The following is a 14197-nucleotide window of genomic DNA, read 5'->3' as shown; positions in this document are numbered from 1 at the left end:
GCCGCGCTACGGATGCCGACCCGCGAGCCGGGGAGGCTTGCGCCCGCGAGGGCCTGCACGTCCGCGGCCACGCCGGCGCTGGGGCTCGTCGTGAGCGACGGTTCCGCTGCCGCCGAACGGTTGCCGACCTGCGAGCCGGGAAAGCTTTTGCCCGCGAGGGCCTGCACGTCCGCGGCCACGCCGGCGCTGGGGCTCGTCATGAGCGACGATCCCGCTGCCGCCGTACGGATGCCGACCCACGAGCCGGGGAGACCTGCGACGACCTGCCCGTCCAGGGCCACGCCGGCACCGCTGTTCGCCGCGAGCGACGTGGCGCTCACCTGCGAGCCCAGGAGGGCGCCGCCCGTGCCCGCCACGGCCTGCGCGTCGGGGGCGCCCGCGGCTGTGCCCGCCATGGCCTGCTCGTCCGAGGCCGCGCGCATCCTCGTCGTGAGCGGCGACTCCGAGGCTCGGCCGGCACCCGTGCCGACCCGCGAGCCCGCGCCACCGCTGCCCACCGCGACCCGCGTGTACGACACGCCCCCGCCGCCCACCCTCTCGATCGGCTGCGCCTCCAGGGTTTCGCCCGCGCTTCCCGTGGGCCACGGTTCCGACGCCCCGCTCCCCATGGACCACGCCCCCGAGCCGCCGCCGCTCCCCGCTGCCTCCGGTTTCGAGGCCGTCACGTCCGCCGTGCTTTCCACCGGGGTGCCGTCGACGGCCCAGACGGTGCCGTCGTCGGCGTAGAGACGGGCCGTGACCTTGTGGGTGCCTTGGGGGACGTAGGCGGACGCGAGGCGGTAGGACGGGGTGCGCAGGGTGGTGACGGGGCGGTCGTCCACGAAGAGGACGGCGATGCCGCGGCCGGAGACCGCCTTCGCCTTCGTCGCGGCGGGCGAGAAGGTGAAGTTCTCGACGGTCAGCCGCACGGTCCAGCAGTCGTCGGTGGCCGGCTGCACCTCTATGCCGACGTCGGGGGCGTTCTCCGGGTCCACCTCGCGGTAGTGCCGCCCCTCGTGATCGGTGTCGTCGAGGACCTTGCCCACCGGTGAGACCGACCGTCCGTCCTTGCGTTCCTGTGCCCCATGGGTGCCACAGCTCACGGATCCGGTGACCAGCAGGACACAGACCGCGAGCAGGGCAAGGAGTCCCCGCGTCCACGACATGCCGGGGAGCGTAGAACACGGGTCCGACACCGCGAATCCCCCTGGGGTCTGGTTCTCGTCCTCCTCCATGAGGAGGTCACAGGCGGGACATCGGTTCCATGGAGCGGCCGGGGAGCGGCAAGGGAGCGCCCTCTTGCGCCGGCCACACCGCAATCCTACGGTGTTCCATAGGAATCAGACCGCAAGGGAGCGATCATGACCGGGGACGCAGCGATCACGCGCGGCGACGCACGCAAGACCGCCGAGAGCCTGACCTACCTCTCCGGCTTCGGCAACGAGCACGCCTCTGAGGCCGTCCCCGGCGCCCTTCCCGAGGGCCGCAACGCCCCCCAACGCGCCCCCCTCGGCCTGTACGCGGAACAGCTCAGCGGCACGGCGTTCACCGAGCCGCGCGCCCACAACCGCCGCTCCTGGCTGTACCGCATCCGCCCCTCCGCCGCGCACCCGGCGTTCACGCACACCCACAACGGCCGCATCCGTACGGCCCCCTTCACCGAGTCGGTCCCGGACCCGAACCGGCTGCGCTGGAACCCCCTGCCCGAGCCCGCCGAGGGCACCGACTTCCTCGCCGGGCTGTGGACCCTCGGCGGCAACGGCGACGTCACCCAGCGCACCGGCATGGCCGTGCACCTGTACCACGCCACCGACTCCATGGACCGCGTCTTCAGCGACGCCGACGGCGAACTGCTGATCGTCCCGGAGCGCGGCGGGCTGCTGCTGCGCACGGAGTTCGGGCTGCTCCATGTGGAGCCGGGCCACGTGGCGCTGATCCCTCGTGGGGTGCGCTTCCGTGTGGAGCTCCTCGACACTTCCGCCCGCGGTTATGTGTGCGAGAACTATGGGGCCCCCTTCCAGCTCCCCGACCTCGGCCCCATCGGCGCCAACGGCCTCGCCAACCCGCGCGACTTCCGGGCCCCCGTCGCCGCCTACGAGGACGTCGAGGGGCCCGTGGAGGTGGTCAACAAGTTCTGCGGCAACCTCTGGACGGCGACCTACGACCACTCCCCGCTCGACGTCGTCGCCTGGCACGGCAACCACGTGCCGTACGTCTACGACCTGCGCCGCTTCAACGTCATCGGCTCCATCTCGTACGACCATCCCGACCCGTCGATCTTCACCGTGCTGACGTCCCCGTCGGACACTCCGGGGCTGGCCGGAGTCGACTTCGTGGTCTTCGCGCCCCGCTGGCTGGTCGGCGAGGACACCTTCCGGCCGCCGTACTTCCACCGGAACGTGATGAGCGAGTACATGGGCCTGATCGAGGGGGCCTACGACGCCAAGGCGGAGGGCTTCGTGCCCGGCGGCGGCTCGCTGCACAACATGATGTCGGCGCACGGCCCCGACCGGGAGACCTTCGACCGGGCGAGCGCGGCCGAGCTGAAGCCGCAGAAGGTCGACGACGGGCTGGCGTTCATGTTCGAGACGCGCTGGCCGCTGACGCTCACCGCGCACGCGGCCCGGGCCGACCACCTCCAGCCGCACTACGACGACGTGTGGCGGGGCCTGGAACGTCACTTCCGCCCGTTGCACTGACCGATCCGCGAACGGTACGGATAGCCCGTGACCTCCTTCGCCCCGGACTCCATCGTCCTGAACCGCAAGCTGCCGCTCTGGTACCAGGTGTCGCAGTCCCTGCGCGCCTCGATACTCGGCCGCACCCCCCAGGACCCGCTCCGCCTGCCCACCGAGGAACAGCTCGCGGGGCACTACGGGGTGAGCGTGCTGACCATGCGGCAGGCGCTGAAGGAGCTGGAGGACGAGGGGCTGATCACCCGTCACCGGCGCCGGGGCACGTTCATCGAGCCGGGTGCGACCAGGGGCACCCCGGTCCGGCTGCTCGGCTCGGTGGACGCGATCGTGGCCCAGCAGTCCGGTATGACGACCGAGCTGCTGGAGCACGGCAAGTCACCCGTGCCGCCCGAACTCGCCGGGCACTTCCCGGAACTGGACGAGGTGGCGTCGTACCACCGGCTGCGCAGCGACGAGAAGACGGGCGAGCCGACCAACCACGCCCGCAACTACGTCCGGCCCGAACTGGCCGCCCGCATCGACCCGTCGGACCTGGTGCGCTGGCCGATGACGAAGGTGCTGCGGGATGTCGTCGGGGCGGACATCAGCCGCATCACGGACACCGTGGAGGCACGCCTCGCGGACCCGGAGACGGCTCGGCTGCTCCAAGTCCCGCTACTCAGCCCGATCCTGCACTACACGGGGGTCACCTACGACACCGGCGGCCGGGTGCTCGACGCGGCGGTGATCCACTACCGGGGTGACCGCTTCTCCTTCACGGTGACCCTGGACGCCACATGAGCGCACCGGCCCCGACCGACTGTCGGCGGGAGGTCGTACGATGCCCAGCGTGACGCACGACGACGCTCCGCAGCTGGCGGACCTCATGCCGTGGTCCGTCGCACCGCCGCGGCTCGGCCGAGGGTGGCCGGCGGGCCCCGACGCGGCATCCCTGAAAGCCCGTTGGGACGCCCTGCTGAAGGCCGAGGGGCCCGACCGTGAGGCCCTGTTCGAGCCCACCCGGTCCCGCACCCTGCGTTCCGCGGTCGGACAGCTTCCGGGGCGCACGGGCGGCACCGAGCGGCTCGCGCGCGCCTCCGGCCCCTGCCCGGAGCCGGTACCAGTGCTGCACGCGCCCTTCGACGAACAGTGGCTGATCCCGGACCACCGGCTGATCGACGCGGCCCGGCCCGAGCTGTGGCGGGTGGCGGACGACGACCAGGTGTTCGTGGTGGAGACACCCACGGACGGCCCCGGCCCCCAGCTCCTCGCGACCTCGCTGCTCCCCCTGCTCCGCCCGGGCCGCATCCGCCCGCTGTACCGCCGCCCGGGCGGCGCGGAACCCAACCTCGCTCCCGGCCTCCTCGAGCACCTGCGGACCCGCCTGGGTGTCCCGGTGGAGCCTCTGGACGTGCTCGCCTGGATCCTGGCGGCGGTCCGCCCGGGCCTCACCGTCCCGCTCACCGACGACCCCGAACTGTGGGCCCGCGGTGTCGAGTGGGGCCACCGCGCCCTGTGGCTGATGCGCCGCGACGGCGACCGCCCGAAGCTGCCCGGCGGCCGCCGCCCGTACGTCCGCGCCCCGCTGCCGTCCCGGCCCCTGATCCTGGACTACGACCGCGACGAGGAGGCCCTGCTGCTGGACGAGGGCCGCGTCTCCCCCGTACCGCCCGAGGCCTGGGACTACGAGGCGGGCGGAGTGCGGGTGCTGGAGCAGTGGTTCGCGGCCCGGACCGCGGAACCGGAGCCGGGCACGCTGGCCGCGATCCGCCCGGCGACCTGGCCGCAGGCGTGGACGTCGGAACTCCTCGAACTGATCACCGTGCTGGCTCTGCTGGCGGATCTCCAGCCGCCCCAGGACGAGGTGACGTCACGGATCACGGCGGCCGACCTGCGCGGGGCGGGGGTGCTGCCGGTCCCGGACTCGGCCCGGAGGCCGGCGTCGGTCCTGGACGGCCACGAGGAGGGACCGGAGGGCCAGCTCGCGCTCCTCTAGGTCCCCCAGGTCCTCCGGGTCCTGGGTTCGAAGCCGTCCAGGACCCGCTCCAGCATCCGCTCGAACACCGCGTCCAGATCGATCGGCCCCGCGTCCTCCATGAACGACGCCGCCAGCCGCGGATACGCCCCCGACGCCACCTGACTGCCCAGGTACGCGATCCGCACCGCGTTCTCCTGCTCCTGCGACCACGGCAGCGACCGCACCCGCTCGGCGGTGGACAGCTCGTTGGAGACGTACGTCGTCACGCAGCCGTTGAGCATCGCGACCAGCTCGATCTTCGTGCCGTAGGGGGCGTCCAGCGGATCGAGACAGGCGAGGCAGTGCTCCAGATACCGCAGGGCGTTGGGGCTGAAGCCGTACGCCCCCGACATGAGCCGCGGCATCCAGGGGTGCCGGTGCATCAGCGCCTTGGTCTGGCGGGCGTTGCGCAGCATGTCGGCCCGCCAGTCACCCGTGGGCTCGAACAGCTCGTGCTCCCCGCCGACCGCGTCCACCATCAGCTCGTGCAGGTCCTCCTTGCGGGGGACGTAGTTGTACAGCGACATCGTCCCGCAGCCCAGTTCGGCCGCGACATGGCGCATCGACACCGCGTCCAGTCCCCCGGCGTCGGCCAGCCGCACCGCCGCCGCCGCGATGTCCGCCCTGGTGAACGCGGGTTTCGGGCCACGCCCGGTGCGCTCGGGACGCGTCCAGATCACTTCGGGTACGGCCGCTCGGCGCGCCATCGATCATCACCTCGGCCACCATCCTAGTTACGTACAGCGTACGTAGTGCGCTATGGTCACCCCATGACTTCTACGTACGCTGTACTTAGTGAAGGTCTGGAGAAGCGGTTCGGGGAGGTCCATGCCCTGCGCGGTCTCGATCTCGCCGTGCCCGCGGGCACGGTCTGCGGGCTCCTCGGCCCCAACGGCGCCGGCAAGACCACGGCCGTACGGCTGCTGACCACGCTGCTGCGGCCGGACGCCGGCTCCGCGCGGGTCGCCGGACACGACCTCGTCAGGGAACCGGAGGCCGTACGGCACGCCATCTCCGTCACCGGGCAGTACGCGTCGGTCGACGGGGACCTCACCGGGCGGCAGAACCTCGGGCTGTTCGCCCGGCTGCACCGAGTGCGGGGGCCGGCCGAGCGGGCCGCCGAGTTGCTGGACCGCTTCGGGCTGACCGAAGCCGCCGACCGGGCCGCGTCCACCTACTCGGGGGGTATGCGCCGCCGCCTCGACCTGGCGGCGAGCCTGATCCGCCGCCCGGAGATCCTGTTCCTCGACGAGCCGACGACCGGTCTCGACCCGGCCAGCCGCAACCTCATCTGGGACGCCGTGCGCGAGCTGACGGCGGACGGCACGACCGTGCTGCTGACCACGCAGTACCTGGAGGAGGCCGACCGACTCGCTCACGACATAGCCCTGGTGGACAGGGGGCGGGTCGCGCACACGGGTTCGCCGGCCCAGCTCAAGGCGCTGATCGGGGCGCACGTCGAGATCGTCGTCGCGGACGCGGGCCTGCTGGTAAAGGCGGCCGGGATCCTCGATCAGCTCACCGGCGGGGAACCGTCGTTCGACCACGACCGGAACGCGGTCGGCGCGGTCACCCGGGACTCCACCCTCACCCTGCCCCGGCTGGTGCGTGAACTGGACGCGGCGGGCGTGCCGCTGCTGGACGCGAGCATCCGGCCGCCGACCCTCGACGACGTCTTCCTGCGACTCACCAAGGAGCTTGCCGTATGAGCACGCTGACCCACGACGGCACCGCGATGCTGGGCCGTCAGCTGCGGCGGGTCCGGAACAATCCGGGGCTGCTGGTCCTGACCCAGACCATGCCGATCACCATGCTGCTGTTCTTCGGCTACGTCTTCGGCAGCGCGCTGGCGATGCCGGGCGAGCAGTACCGGTCCTACCTGGTGCCGGGCCTGCTGGTGGCGACGGCGGCGAACGGGATCATGACCGGGATGTTCCAGGCGGCCCAGGACGTCCACCGGGGCGTGACGGACCGGCTGCGCACCCTGCCGATCAGCCGGGCGGCCGTGCCGCTGGGGCAGTCGGTCGCGGACGTGGTGGTCACCGCCGCCGGGACGGTGCCGTTCCTGCTGGTGGGGCTCGCGGTGGGCTGGCGCGTCGAGGGGTCCGCGCTGCAAGCGGTGGGTGCCGCCGGGCTGTTGCTGCTGTTCCGGTTCGCGACCACCTGGATCGGCATCTTCCTCGGCCTGCTCACCCGCAGCGAGGAGGCCGCGGGGCAGCTGGGCGGAGCCACGTTCATCCTGCCGCTGCTGTCGAACGCGTACATCCCGGCCGAGGGACTGCCCGGGTGGCTGCGCACCCTCGCCGAGTGGAACCCGATCAGCGCGGTGACCACGGCCCTGCGGGACCTGTTCGGGAACGCCCCGGTGCCGGAGGGGGCCGCCTGGCCGGTGGCGCATCCGATCGCCGGGTCGCTGATGTGGTGCGGGGTGCTGCTCGCGGTCTTCGCGCCCCTCGCCGTACGGAGGTACGCGCACGGCGAGGGGTGAACGCCTCTTGCCGGGAGGGGAGTTCGGTCACCTGGATCGTGCTGCATGCCGTGGGGATGACGGGCAGGATCGCAGCACGATACCGGGCGGCGAGGGCTCAGTGTCCGCCGAACAGCGAACGGCGCAGTCGGCGCAGTGGCGCGAACAGCGAGACACGGCGAACCCGCGCACCCCTGTCACTGCGCTCCTGCTTGGTGCTGTCACGCGCGGTCAGCTCGCGCATCAGTGACGTCGCCTCCGCCGCCTCGCGCTGCGGGACGGCAGGTCCCGACAGCACCGAGAGATGGCGGTCGAGGCGCGAACTGGTCGCGCTGCTCCCGCAGGTGATCGCAGGGACCCTCGCCCTGCGCACTGTTATCTGTTCCATGTCACTCCCCACCCGTACGAGTCCACCCGGCCCGGGCAGGTTAACCCTATCGCCCCGTCGGGGCACACGTGTATCGGCGTCACAGGATTCACCTTCCCCGCAAGGGTGTTGACGACCCCTCCATGATTACTCTCCGAATCCGGCCGATTTCAGGGCGAGTTGGACAACTGGCTGGGTAGTGGGCTGTGGTGATCCCCCGTCGGGCTCGACCGTCACAGCGAGTGATGTGGCGGACTTGTCGAGTCCGCTCGCGACCAAGGGCGTGTCGGCGGCGAAGAGCCCGAGGGAGCGCGGTTGCTCGTCGGGGCGCATGAGCCACAGTTGGCGCACACGGCCGCTCGGGGGCGCCTCGTACCCGCTCAGGGTGACGACCGCGCGTCCTTCGGACGCGGAAGCGATCACCGCGATACTGCGGCCCTGTGGGTCCTGCCCCCGGGTCGCCCGGGCGTCCGCGGCCTGGAGAACGTGGGCGATCTCACTGGCCTGGGCCTTCTGCGCGTCCAGTTCGTCCTGGGTCCGGTTGGCCTGGACGGCGAACAGGGAGGCGACGACGAGGGCCGCGGCCGCGGTAGCCGTCGCGAAGGGCACGAACAGGGGACGACGCCTCTGACGCTGCCTGGGCGGCGGCTGGGCGCCCCAGACATGCGGCGGCAGCTGCGACCTGCGCGCGCGGGCCGGCTCCGGCCGCGCACGGGCCGGTTCGGGCCGTACGGCGGGCTCCTGCGGGATGGTGCGTACGGCGGACAGCACCCGGTCGCGCATCGCGAGCGGTGGCGGCGCGGCGGCCGACCAGGCGAGCCGTGCCGCGTCCTCGGACAGGGCACGCACGTCCGCCGTACAGCTGTCGCAGTCCTTGAGGTGCCGCTCGAAGCGGGTCCGTTCGGCGGGTTCCAGCGCGTCGAGGGCGTACGGGGCCGCGAGGGAGTGGAGGTCTTCCCGGCGGAAGAGGCTCATGCCGCACCTCCCAGGCACTCCCGCAAGCGGGTCAGTCCGTCACGCATCCGCGTCTTCACCGTCCCCAGCGGCAGGCTGAGCCGCTCGGCCACTTCACGGTACGTGTAGCCGTCGTAGTAGGCGAGGGTGACGGACTGGCGCTGGAGGTCGGTCAGACGCTCCAGGCACCGGCGCACCCACTCGCGCTCGAGGCCCGCCTCGACCTCCTCGGTCACCTGGTCGAAGGCGGGGTGATGGGACCGGCGTGCCTCGCGCTGATCGCGTTCACCGGCCGCGCGGGCGCTGCGCACCCGGTCGACGGCACGGCGGTGCGCGAGAGTGAGGACCCAGGACAGCGCGCTGCCCCGGCGCGGGTCGAACCGCGCGGCGGACCGCCAGCATTCGAGCAGCACTTCCTGCGACACCTCCTCCGACTGCGCCGGATCACGCACCACACGCCGTACGAGCCCGAACACCGGCCCCGCGACGAGCCCGTAGAGCTCCTCGAATGCCCTCTGGTCCCCTCCTGCCACGAGCATCAGAAGCTCGTCCGCCTCCAACTCGCCGCCCCCTCCCGCAAAGCCGCACCTGGGCCGTCCCGTCCCACGAGGTACTCGCAACACACACACCTCCGTATGGGGTTACGGATCAGAGGGCCGAAAACGCGGGTCGAGCAGCAGAAAAGAAGTTTTGAGATTCGACCAATCCGGCCCGCCCACCACTCCGAATCACCGGCGTCAGGCAAGTTGGACTGAGGACGGACGGCATGACACCTATCTCCAGGAACGGCTCGGGACGCAGCAGCCTTGCGACCCTCATCTGTGGCGCGCTGGCCGCCGGTGGGCTCGCAGCCGCCGGCGTGGCCACGCTGGAACCCGGGGCGGCCTCCGCCTCCAGTCACCGGGAGGCCCCGCTGATCTCGGGCGACCCTCAGTACGACAACACGGACGTGTACGCGTTCGTCAGCCCCGACAAGCCCGACTCGACGACCATCGTCGCCAACTGGATCCCGTTCGAGGAGCCCGGCGGCGGCCCGAACTTCTACCAGTTCGCCGAGGACGCGCAGTACGACCTCCACATCGACAACAACGGTGACGGTCAGGGCGATCTGCTGTACCGCTTCACCTTCAAGACGCATGTGAAGAACAAGAAGTCGTTCCTGTACAACACGGGCGTGGTCGAGAGCCTCGACGACCCGGACCTGAACGTCACGCAGACGTACGACATCGAGCTCTTCCAGCTGAAGAACCAGAAGGTCAAGTACAAGACGAAGATCGCGGACGACGTCCCGGTGGCGCCGTCGAACGTCGGCAAGGCGTCCATGCCGAACTACGAGAAGCTGCGGGACCAGGCGGTCTACAAGCTCCCCAACGACTCGGCGTCGTTCGCCGGCCAGGCCGACGACCCGTTCTTCGCCGACCTGCGCGTCTTCGACCTGCTGTACGGCGGGAACCTCACCGAGGTCGGCAACGACACGCTCAAGGGCTACAACGTCAACTCGATCGCGCTGCAGGTCCCGACGGACATGATCGCCGAGTCCTCGCACCAGCCGATCGTGGGGATCTGGTCCACGACCCAGCGCAGGAACGCGCAGGGGTACTACTCGCAGGTGTCGCGCCTGGGCAACCCGCTCGTCAACGAGGTCGTCAACCCGCTGAAGGACAAGGACAAGTTCAACGCGTCCTCGCCGTACGACGACGGCCAGTTCCTGAAGAACGTGACCAACCCCGAACTGCCGAAGCTCATCGAGGCGATCTACAAGATCCCCGCCCCGAAGGAGCCCCGCAACGACCTCGTGGACGTGTTCCTCAAGGGTGTGAAGGGGCTGAACCAGCCTCCCTACGTGCGGCCCGCGGAGGAGCTGCGCCTCAACACGTCCATCAAGCCCACCGATTCTCCGAAGCGGCTCGGTGTGCTTGATGGCGACAACGCCGGATTCCCGAACGGACGTCGGCTGACCGACGACGTGATCGACGCCTCGCTCCAGGTCGTCGAGGGCGAGCTGGTCGGGTCCAAGAACGACCTCGGTGACGCGGTCGACAAGAACGACAAGGACTTCGAGAAGTCCTTCCCGTACGTGGCACTGCCGACCGAGGGATCCCGTGGGCCGCTGGCCAAGGGCACGACCTCGGGCAACGACGTCCGCAACCAGCTCGGCGACGCGCTGTCCCCGGCGGGTGCCTCCGGTTCCTCCGACAACATGAGCCTGATCGCCGGGTCCGCGGGCGCGGGTGCGGCCGGGATCCTGCTCATCGGAGCGGCGCTCATGTGGTGGCGCCGGATGCGGCGGCGGGCGTACTAGGCCCTACCGGCCCCTTTACCGGCGCGGCCCGCACGTACTCATCCCCCACCGTGCGGGCCGCGCCGCACACACGATCACGATCTGACGAGGAGAGGGCAATGTCCGGCTCTACGACCGACAGCGCACCCGAGAACGAGCACGACGGACCGTCGGAGACCGTGGCGCCCTCTGCCCATGAGCCCTCTGCTCAGGAGCCCTCTGCTCAGGCCGACGAGGAGAAGGTCGCCGCCGTGCGGCGGGTCTCGGAGGCCGGGCGGCGCTGGCGGGCGGCTCAACTCGCCGGGTGCGCTGCCCTGTTGGCCGTCGCGCTGACGGGTGGGTCGATCGCCTTCGGAGCGCTGCGGGACGGGGGTGCCGCGACCGTCGCCAGTTCGTCGTCGGCACTCTCTCCCGGGCTCATGGCGAGTGGGAACCTCGACGCGGGCATCACGGCGATCCAGGCCCATCTGCGCGCCCAGCCCAAGGACTTCGGCAGCTGGGCCACTCTCGGACTCGCCTACGTCGAGCAGGCAAGGACCAAGGGGGACCCCTCGCGGTACCCGCAGGCCGAGCAAGCCCTGCAGAGGTCACTGGAGTTGGAGCCCGACAACGACCAGGGGCTCACCGGTCTCGCCGCCCTCGCGGCGGCCCGGCACGACTTCAAGGGCGCCCTCACGTACGCCGACAGGACCCTGAAGCAGAACCCGTACAACGAGCGGGCCCTCTCCTCCCGGATCGACTCCCTCGTCGAACTCGGCCGCTACGCCGAGGCGTCGAAGGCCGCGGACCTCGCGGACGAACGCCGTCCCGGCATCCCAGTGTTCACCCGCTACGCCTACGTCCACGAACTGCGTGGCGACGTGCGCACCGCCCGCACCGTCCTGGAGCGGGCCCTGTCGACCGCGACCACCCCGGGCGACATCGCCTACGTGGCCAGTGCACTGGGCCAACTCGCCTGGAACCAGGGCGACTACGACACGGCCCTGACCGACTACGCCCGCGCCCTCGCCGCCGACGACGCCTACCTCCCGGCGCTGGAGGGCAGGGCCCGCGCCCAGGCCGCGAGCGGGGACCGCGCCGCCGCGATCAAGGGCATGGAGGCCGTCGTGGCCCGGTATCCGCTGCCGGGGCCGCTCGTCGCGCTCGGGGAGCTGTACGAGGACCGGGGCGGTGACGGCGACAAGGCGAAGGCGGGCGACCAGTACGCGCTCGTGGACGCCTGGACGGCCCTCGCCCGCGCCAACGGCGTCAACGCCGACCTCGACACCGCGATGGCCGCCGCCGACCACGGCGACAAGGCCGCCGCCCTGCGCGCCGCCCGCGCCGAGTGGGCCCGCCGGCACACCGTGCACACCGCGGACGCCCTCGCCTGGGCCCTGCACGTGAACGGCCGGGACAAGGAGGCCCTGCCGTACGCCCGGCAGGCCACCGCGACCGGCTACCGCAACGCGTCCTTCCTCTACCACCGCGGGATCGTCGAACTCGCCGCGGGCGACGAGAAGGAAGGCCGGAGCCTTCTCCGTTCCGCCCTGAAGCTCAACCCCGGTTTCTCCCCCCTCGGCGCCCGCGAGGCCCGCAAGGCTCTCAAGGAGGCATCCGAGTGAAGCCCCGCCGTCTGTTCGCGTCCCTCACGGCCGTCCTGACGGCGGCTTGTGCGCTCGCGCTGCTCCCTTCCGGCAGCGCGAGCGCCCACCCCCTCGGCAACTTCACCGTCAATCGCTACGACGGTCTCGTCGCCGCCCCCGGGCAATTGCGCGTCGACCACGTCGAGGACCTCGCCGAGATCCCGGCAACCCAGGCCAAGCCGGACATCGAGAAGCTCGGCATGACCGAGTGGGCCGCCCGGCGCTGCCAGAAGGCGGCGGAGGGCGGCAAGGTCACCGTCGACGGCCGTACGGCCGCTCTCACCGTGCGGACCAGCCACGCGCGCGTGCGTCCCGGTCAGGCGGGACTCGACACCCTGCGCGTGGAGTGCCGGCTGACCGCCCCGCTGCCCGAGGACGCCACCGTCACGCTCGGCTTCCACAGCGCGGGCACCGACTCCGGACCCGGCTGGCGCGAGATCACCGCGCGCGGCGACCGGATGACGCTCACGAGGTCGGACGTGCCCGCCAAGTCGGTCTCGCACGAACTGACCACCTATCCGCAGGAGTTGCTCTCCTCGCCCGCCGACACCGTGACCGCCGCCCTGCGCGTGCGGCCCGGTGGAGCGGCGCTCGGTGAGGAACGGTCGGACGCCCCCGCCGCCTCCGTGCTGCCCCGTGGCGCCGACCGCTGGACGCGCGCCCTGGACTCCCTGGTCGCCCGGCACGACCTCACCGTCGGCTTCGCGGCGCTCGCCCTGCTCATCGCGGTCGTCCTCGGCGCGATGCACGCGCTGGCCCCGGGCCACGGCAAGACGCTGATGGCCGCGGTGGCGGCGGCGCGCGGCGGCAGGGCCCGGATGAAGGACGTCCTGCCGCTGGCCGCCTCCGTGACCGTCACCCACACCCTGGGCGTGGTCGCACTGGGCCTCCTCGTCACGGCAGGTTCGGCGGCGGCGCCCTCGGTGATCGCGTGGCTGGGCATCGCGAGCGGGGTGATGGTGACCGCGGCGGGCGTCACCCTGCTGCGCCGGGCCCTGCGCATCCGCGCACACCAGCACGGACACGGGCACAGTCACGACCACTCGCACGAGGCCGGAGAGCCCGAGGAGCGCTCCCTGGTCCTGGTCGCCGCCCACGCCGAGACGGTCCCGGCGACGGCAGGGGCCAAGGCTCGGACGCCCGCACACGCGTCCGCCCACGCCCACGACCACCCGCACGGACACGGGCACAGTCACCACCACTCGCACGAGGCCGGAGAGCCCGAGGAGCGCTCCCTGGTCCTGGTCGCCGCCGACACGGAGACCGTCCCGGCCACTGCAGGGGACCGGACTCGGACGCACGCACACACGCCCGTCCACACCCACGACCACCCGCACGGGCAGGGCCACAACCACGACCATGACCACCCGCACGACCATCCCCACCCCCACTCCCACGCCGTCGAGCACACCCACGGCGGCTTCACCCACACCCACGCCGTCGCCCCCACCCTCCGCGGCACGCTCCTCCTCGGCTTCGCCGGCGGTCTCGTGCCCAGCCCCTCCGCCGTGGTCGTGCTCGTCGGTGCCGCCGCGCTCGGGCAGGCCTGGTTCGGACTGCTGCTCGTCGTGGCGTACGGCGTCGGGCTGGCCCTGACCCTGACCGCGGCCGGATTCGCCGTCGTCAGGCTGGGCAGTGGAGTCACACGGCTGCTGGACAGGCGCCCCCGCCTGGCCGCGAGCCCGATGACCGCGCTGGTGCGCAGGACCGCGCCCCTGATGTCGGCGTTCGTCGTGGTGGCTCTCGGGGCAGGATTGGTGCTCAAGGGGGCGGCATCCGCACTCGGCTGAGCTACTTTTGTACAGAAATGACGCGTACGGAAATGACGCAAC

General features: G+C 71.7%; 13 protein-coding genes. 8 read left to right on the top strand and 5 right to left on the bottom strand.

What is annotated here, in order from left to right; all coding sequences use genetic code 11:
• On the bottom strand, positions 1–1145 hold a 1145-nt coding region (locus tag ACZ39I_RS27010), incomplete at its 3' end, for a hypothetical protein (protein ID WP_467247122.1).
• A 195-nt stretch (positions 1146–1340) separates the two neighbouring features.
• On the opposite strand from ACZ39I_RS27010, the gene hmgA reads away from it, so the two are divergent.
• The 3 genes from hmgA to ACZ39I_RS26995 are packed head-to-tail and all read left to right on the top strand — an operon-like array spanning position 1341 to position 4650.
• Complete coding sequence (gene hmgA, locus ACZ39I_RS27005) at positions 1341–2678, top strand: homogentisate 1,2-dioxygenase (RefSeq protein ID WP_467247120.1); 1338 nt, start codon at positions 1341–1343, stop codon at positions 2676–2678.
• Positions 2679–2705: 27 nt separating this feature from the next.
• Entirely contained in the window at positions 2706–3455 is a 750-nt protein-coding gene (locus tag ACZ39I_RS27000) for a GntR family transcriptional regulator (RefSeq protein WP_467247118.1), read from the top strand.
• A gap of 40 nt (positions 3456–3495) precedes the next feature.
• Positions 3496–4650, top strand: a complete 1155-nt coding sequence (locus ACZ39I_RS26995) for a type ISP restriction/modification enzyme (RefSeq protein WP_467247116.1) — start codon at positions 3496–3498, stop codon at positions 4648–4650.
• Here ACZ39I_RS26995 and ACZ39I_RS26990 read toward each other — a convergent pair.
• Entirely contained in the window at positions 4647–5378 is a 732-nt protein-coding gene (locus ACZ39I_RS26990; protein WP_467247114.1) for a TetR/AcrR family transcriptional regulator, read from the bottom strand. The two genes, ACZ39I_RS26995 and ACZ39I_RS26990, sit on opposite strands and share 4 nt — an antisense overlap.
• A 63-nt stretch (positions 5379–5441) precedes the next feature.
• Between ACZ39I_RS26990 and ACZ39I_RS26985 the strand changes: the two genes are divergently transcribed.
• Positions 5442–6380 carry an ATP-binding cassette domain-containing protein gene (locus ACZ39I_RS26985; protein ID WP_467247112.1) on the top strand — a complete coding sequence of 313 codons (939 nt, stop codon included), beginning with the start codon at positions 5442–5444 and terminating at the stop codon, positions 6378–6380.
• Entirely contained in the window at positions 6377–7159 is a 783-nt protein-coding gene (locus ACZ39I_RS26980) for an ABC transporter permease (RefSeq protein WP_467247110.1), read from the top strand. Before ACZ39I_RS26985 ends, ACZ39I_RS26980 begins: the two co-directional genes overlap by 4 nt.
• Positions 7160–7256: 97 nt before the next feature.
• On the opposite strand, the gene ACZ39I_RS26975 is transcribed toward ACZ39I_RS26980, so the two are convergent.
• From ACZ39I_RS26975 to ACZ39I_RS26965, 3 genes are all read right to left on the bottom strand, one after another.
• Positions 7257–7526, bottom strand: a complete 270-nt coding sequence (locus ACZ39I_RS26975; RefSeq protein WP_352390887.1) for a hypothetical protein — start codon at positions 7524–7526, stop codon at positions 7257–7259.
• Positions 7527–7652: 126 nt separating this feature from the next.
• Positions 7653–8480: an anti-sigma factor gene (locus ACZ39I_RS26970; protein ID WP_467247109.1), complete on the bottom strand. Its 828-nt coding sequence runs from the start codon at positions 8478–8480 to the stop codon at positions 7653–7655.
• Entirely contained in the window at positions 8477–9019 is a 543-nt protein-coding gene (locus ACZ39I_RS26965) for a sigma-70 family RNA polymerase sigma factor (RefSeq protein WP_403659281.1), read from the bottom strand. Before ACZ39I_RS26965 ends, ACZ39I_RS26970 begins: the two co-directional genes overlap by 4 nt.
• Positions 9020–9225: 206 nt before the next feature.
• Here ACZ39I_RS26965 and ACZ39I_RS26960 point away from each other — a divergent pair, with 206 nt between their 5' ends.
• From ACZ39I_RS26960 to ACZ39I_RS26950, 3 genes are all read left to right on the top strand, one after another.
• Positions 9226–10761 (top strand): DUF4331 domain-containing protein, encoded by a 1536-nt coding sequence (locus ACZ39I_RS26960; RefSeq protein ID WP_467247107.1) that lies wholly within the window; start codon positions 9226–9228, stop codon positions 10759–10761.
• Between the two features lie 98 nt (positions 10762–10859).
• Entirely contained in the window at positions 10860–12344 is a 1485-nt protein-coding gene (locus tag ACZ39I_RS26955) for a tetratricopeptide repeat protein (protein WP_467247105.1), read from the top strand.
• On the top strand, positions 12341–14155 hold the full coding sequence (locus tag ACZ39I_RS26950) for an urease accessory protein UreH domain-containing protein (RefSeq protein WP_467247104.1): 1815 nt from the start codon (positions 12341–12343) through the stop codon (positions 14153–14155). The genes ACZ39I_RS26955 and ACZ39I_RS26950 overlap by 4 nt, the downstream gene beginning before the upstream one ends.
• The last annotated feature ends 42 nt before the right edge of the window (positions 14156–14197 follow it).

It is taken from the genome of Streptomyces sp. NPDC024687, assembly GCF_055559055.1.
The sequence above is the reverse complement of the archived record's forward strand: the minus strand, read 5'-3'. Positions and strand labels throughout refer to the sequence as shown.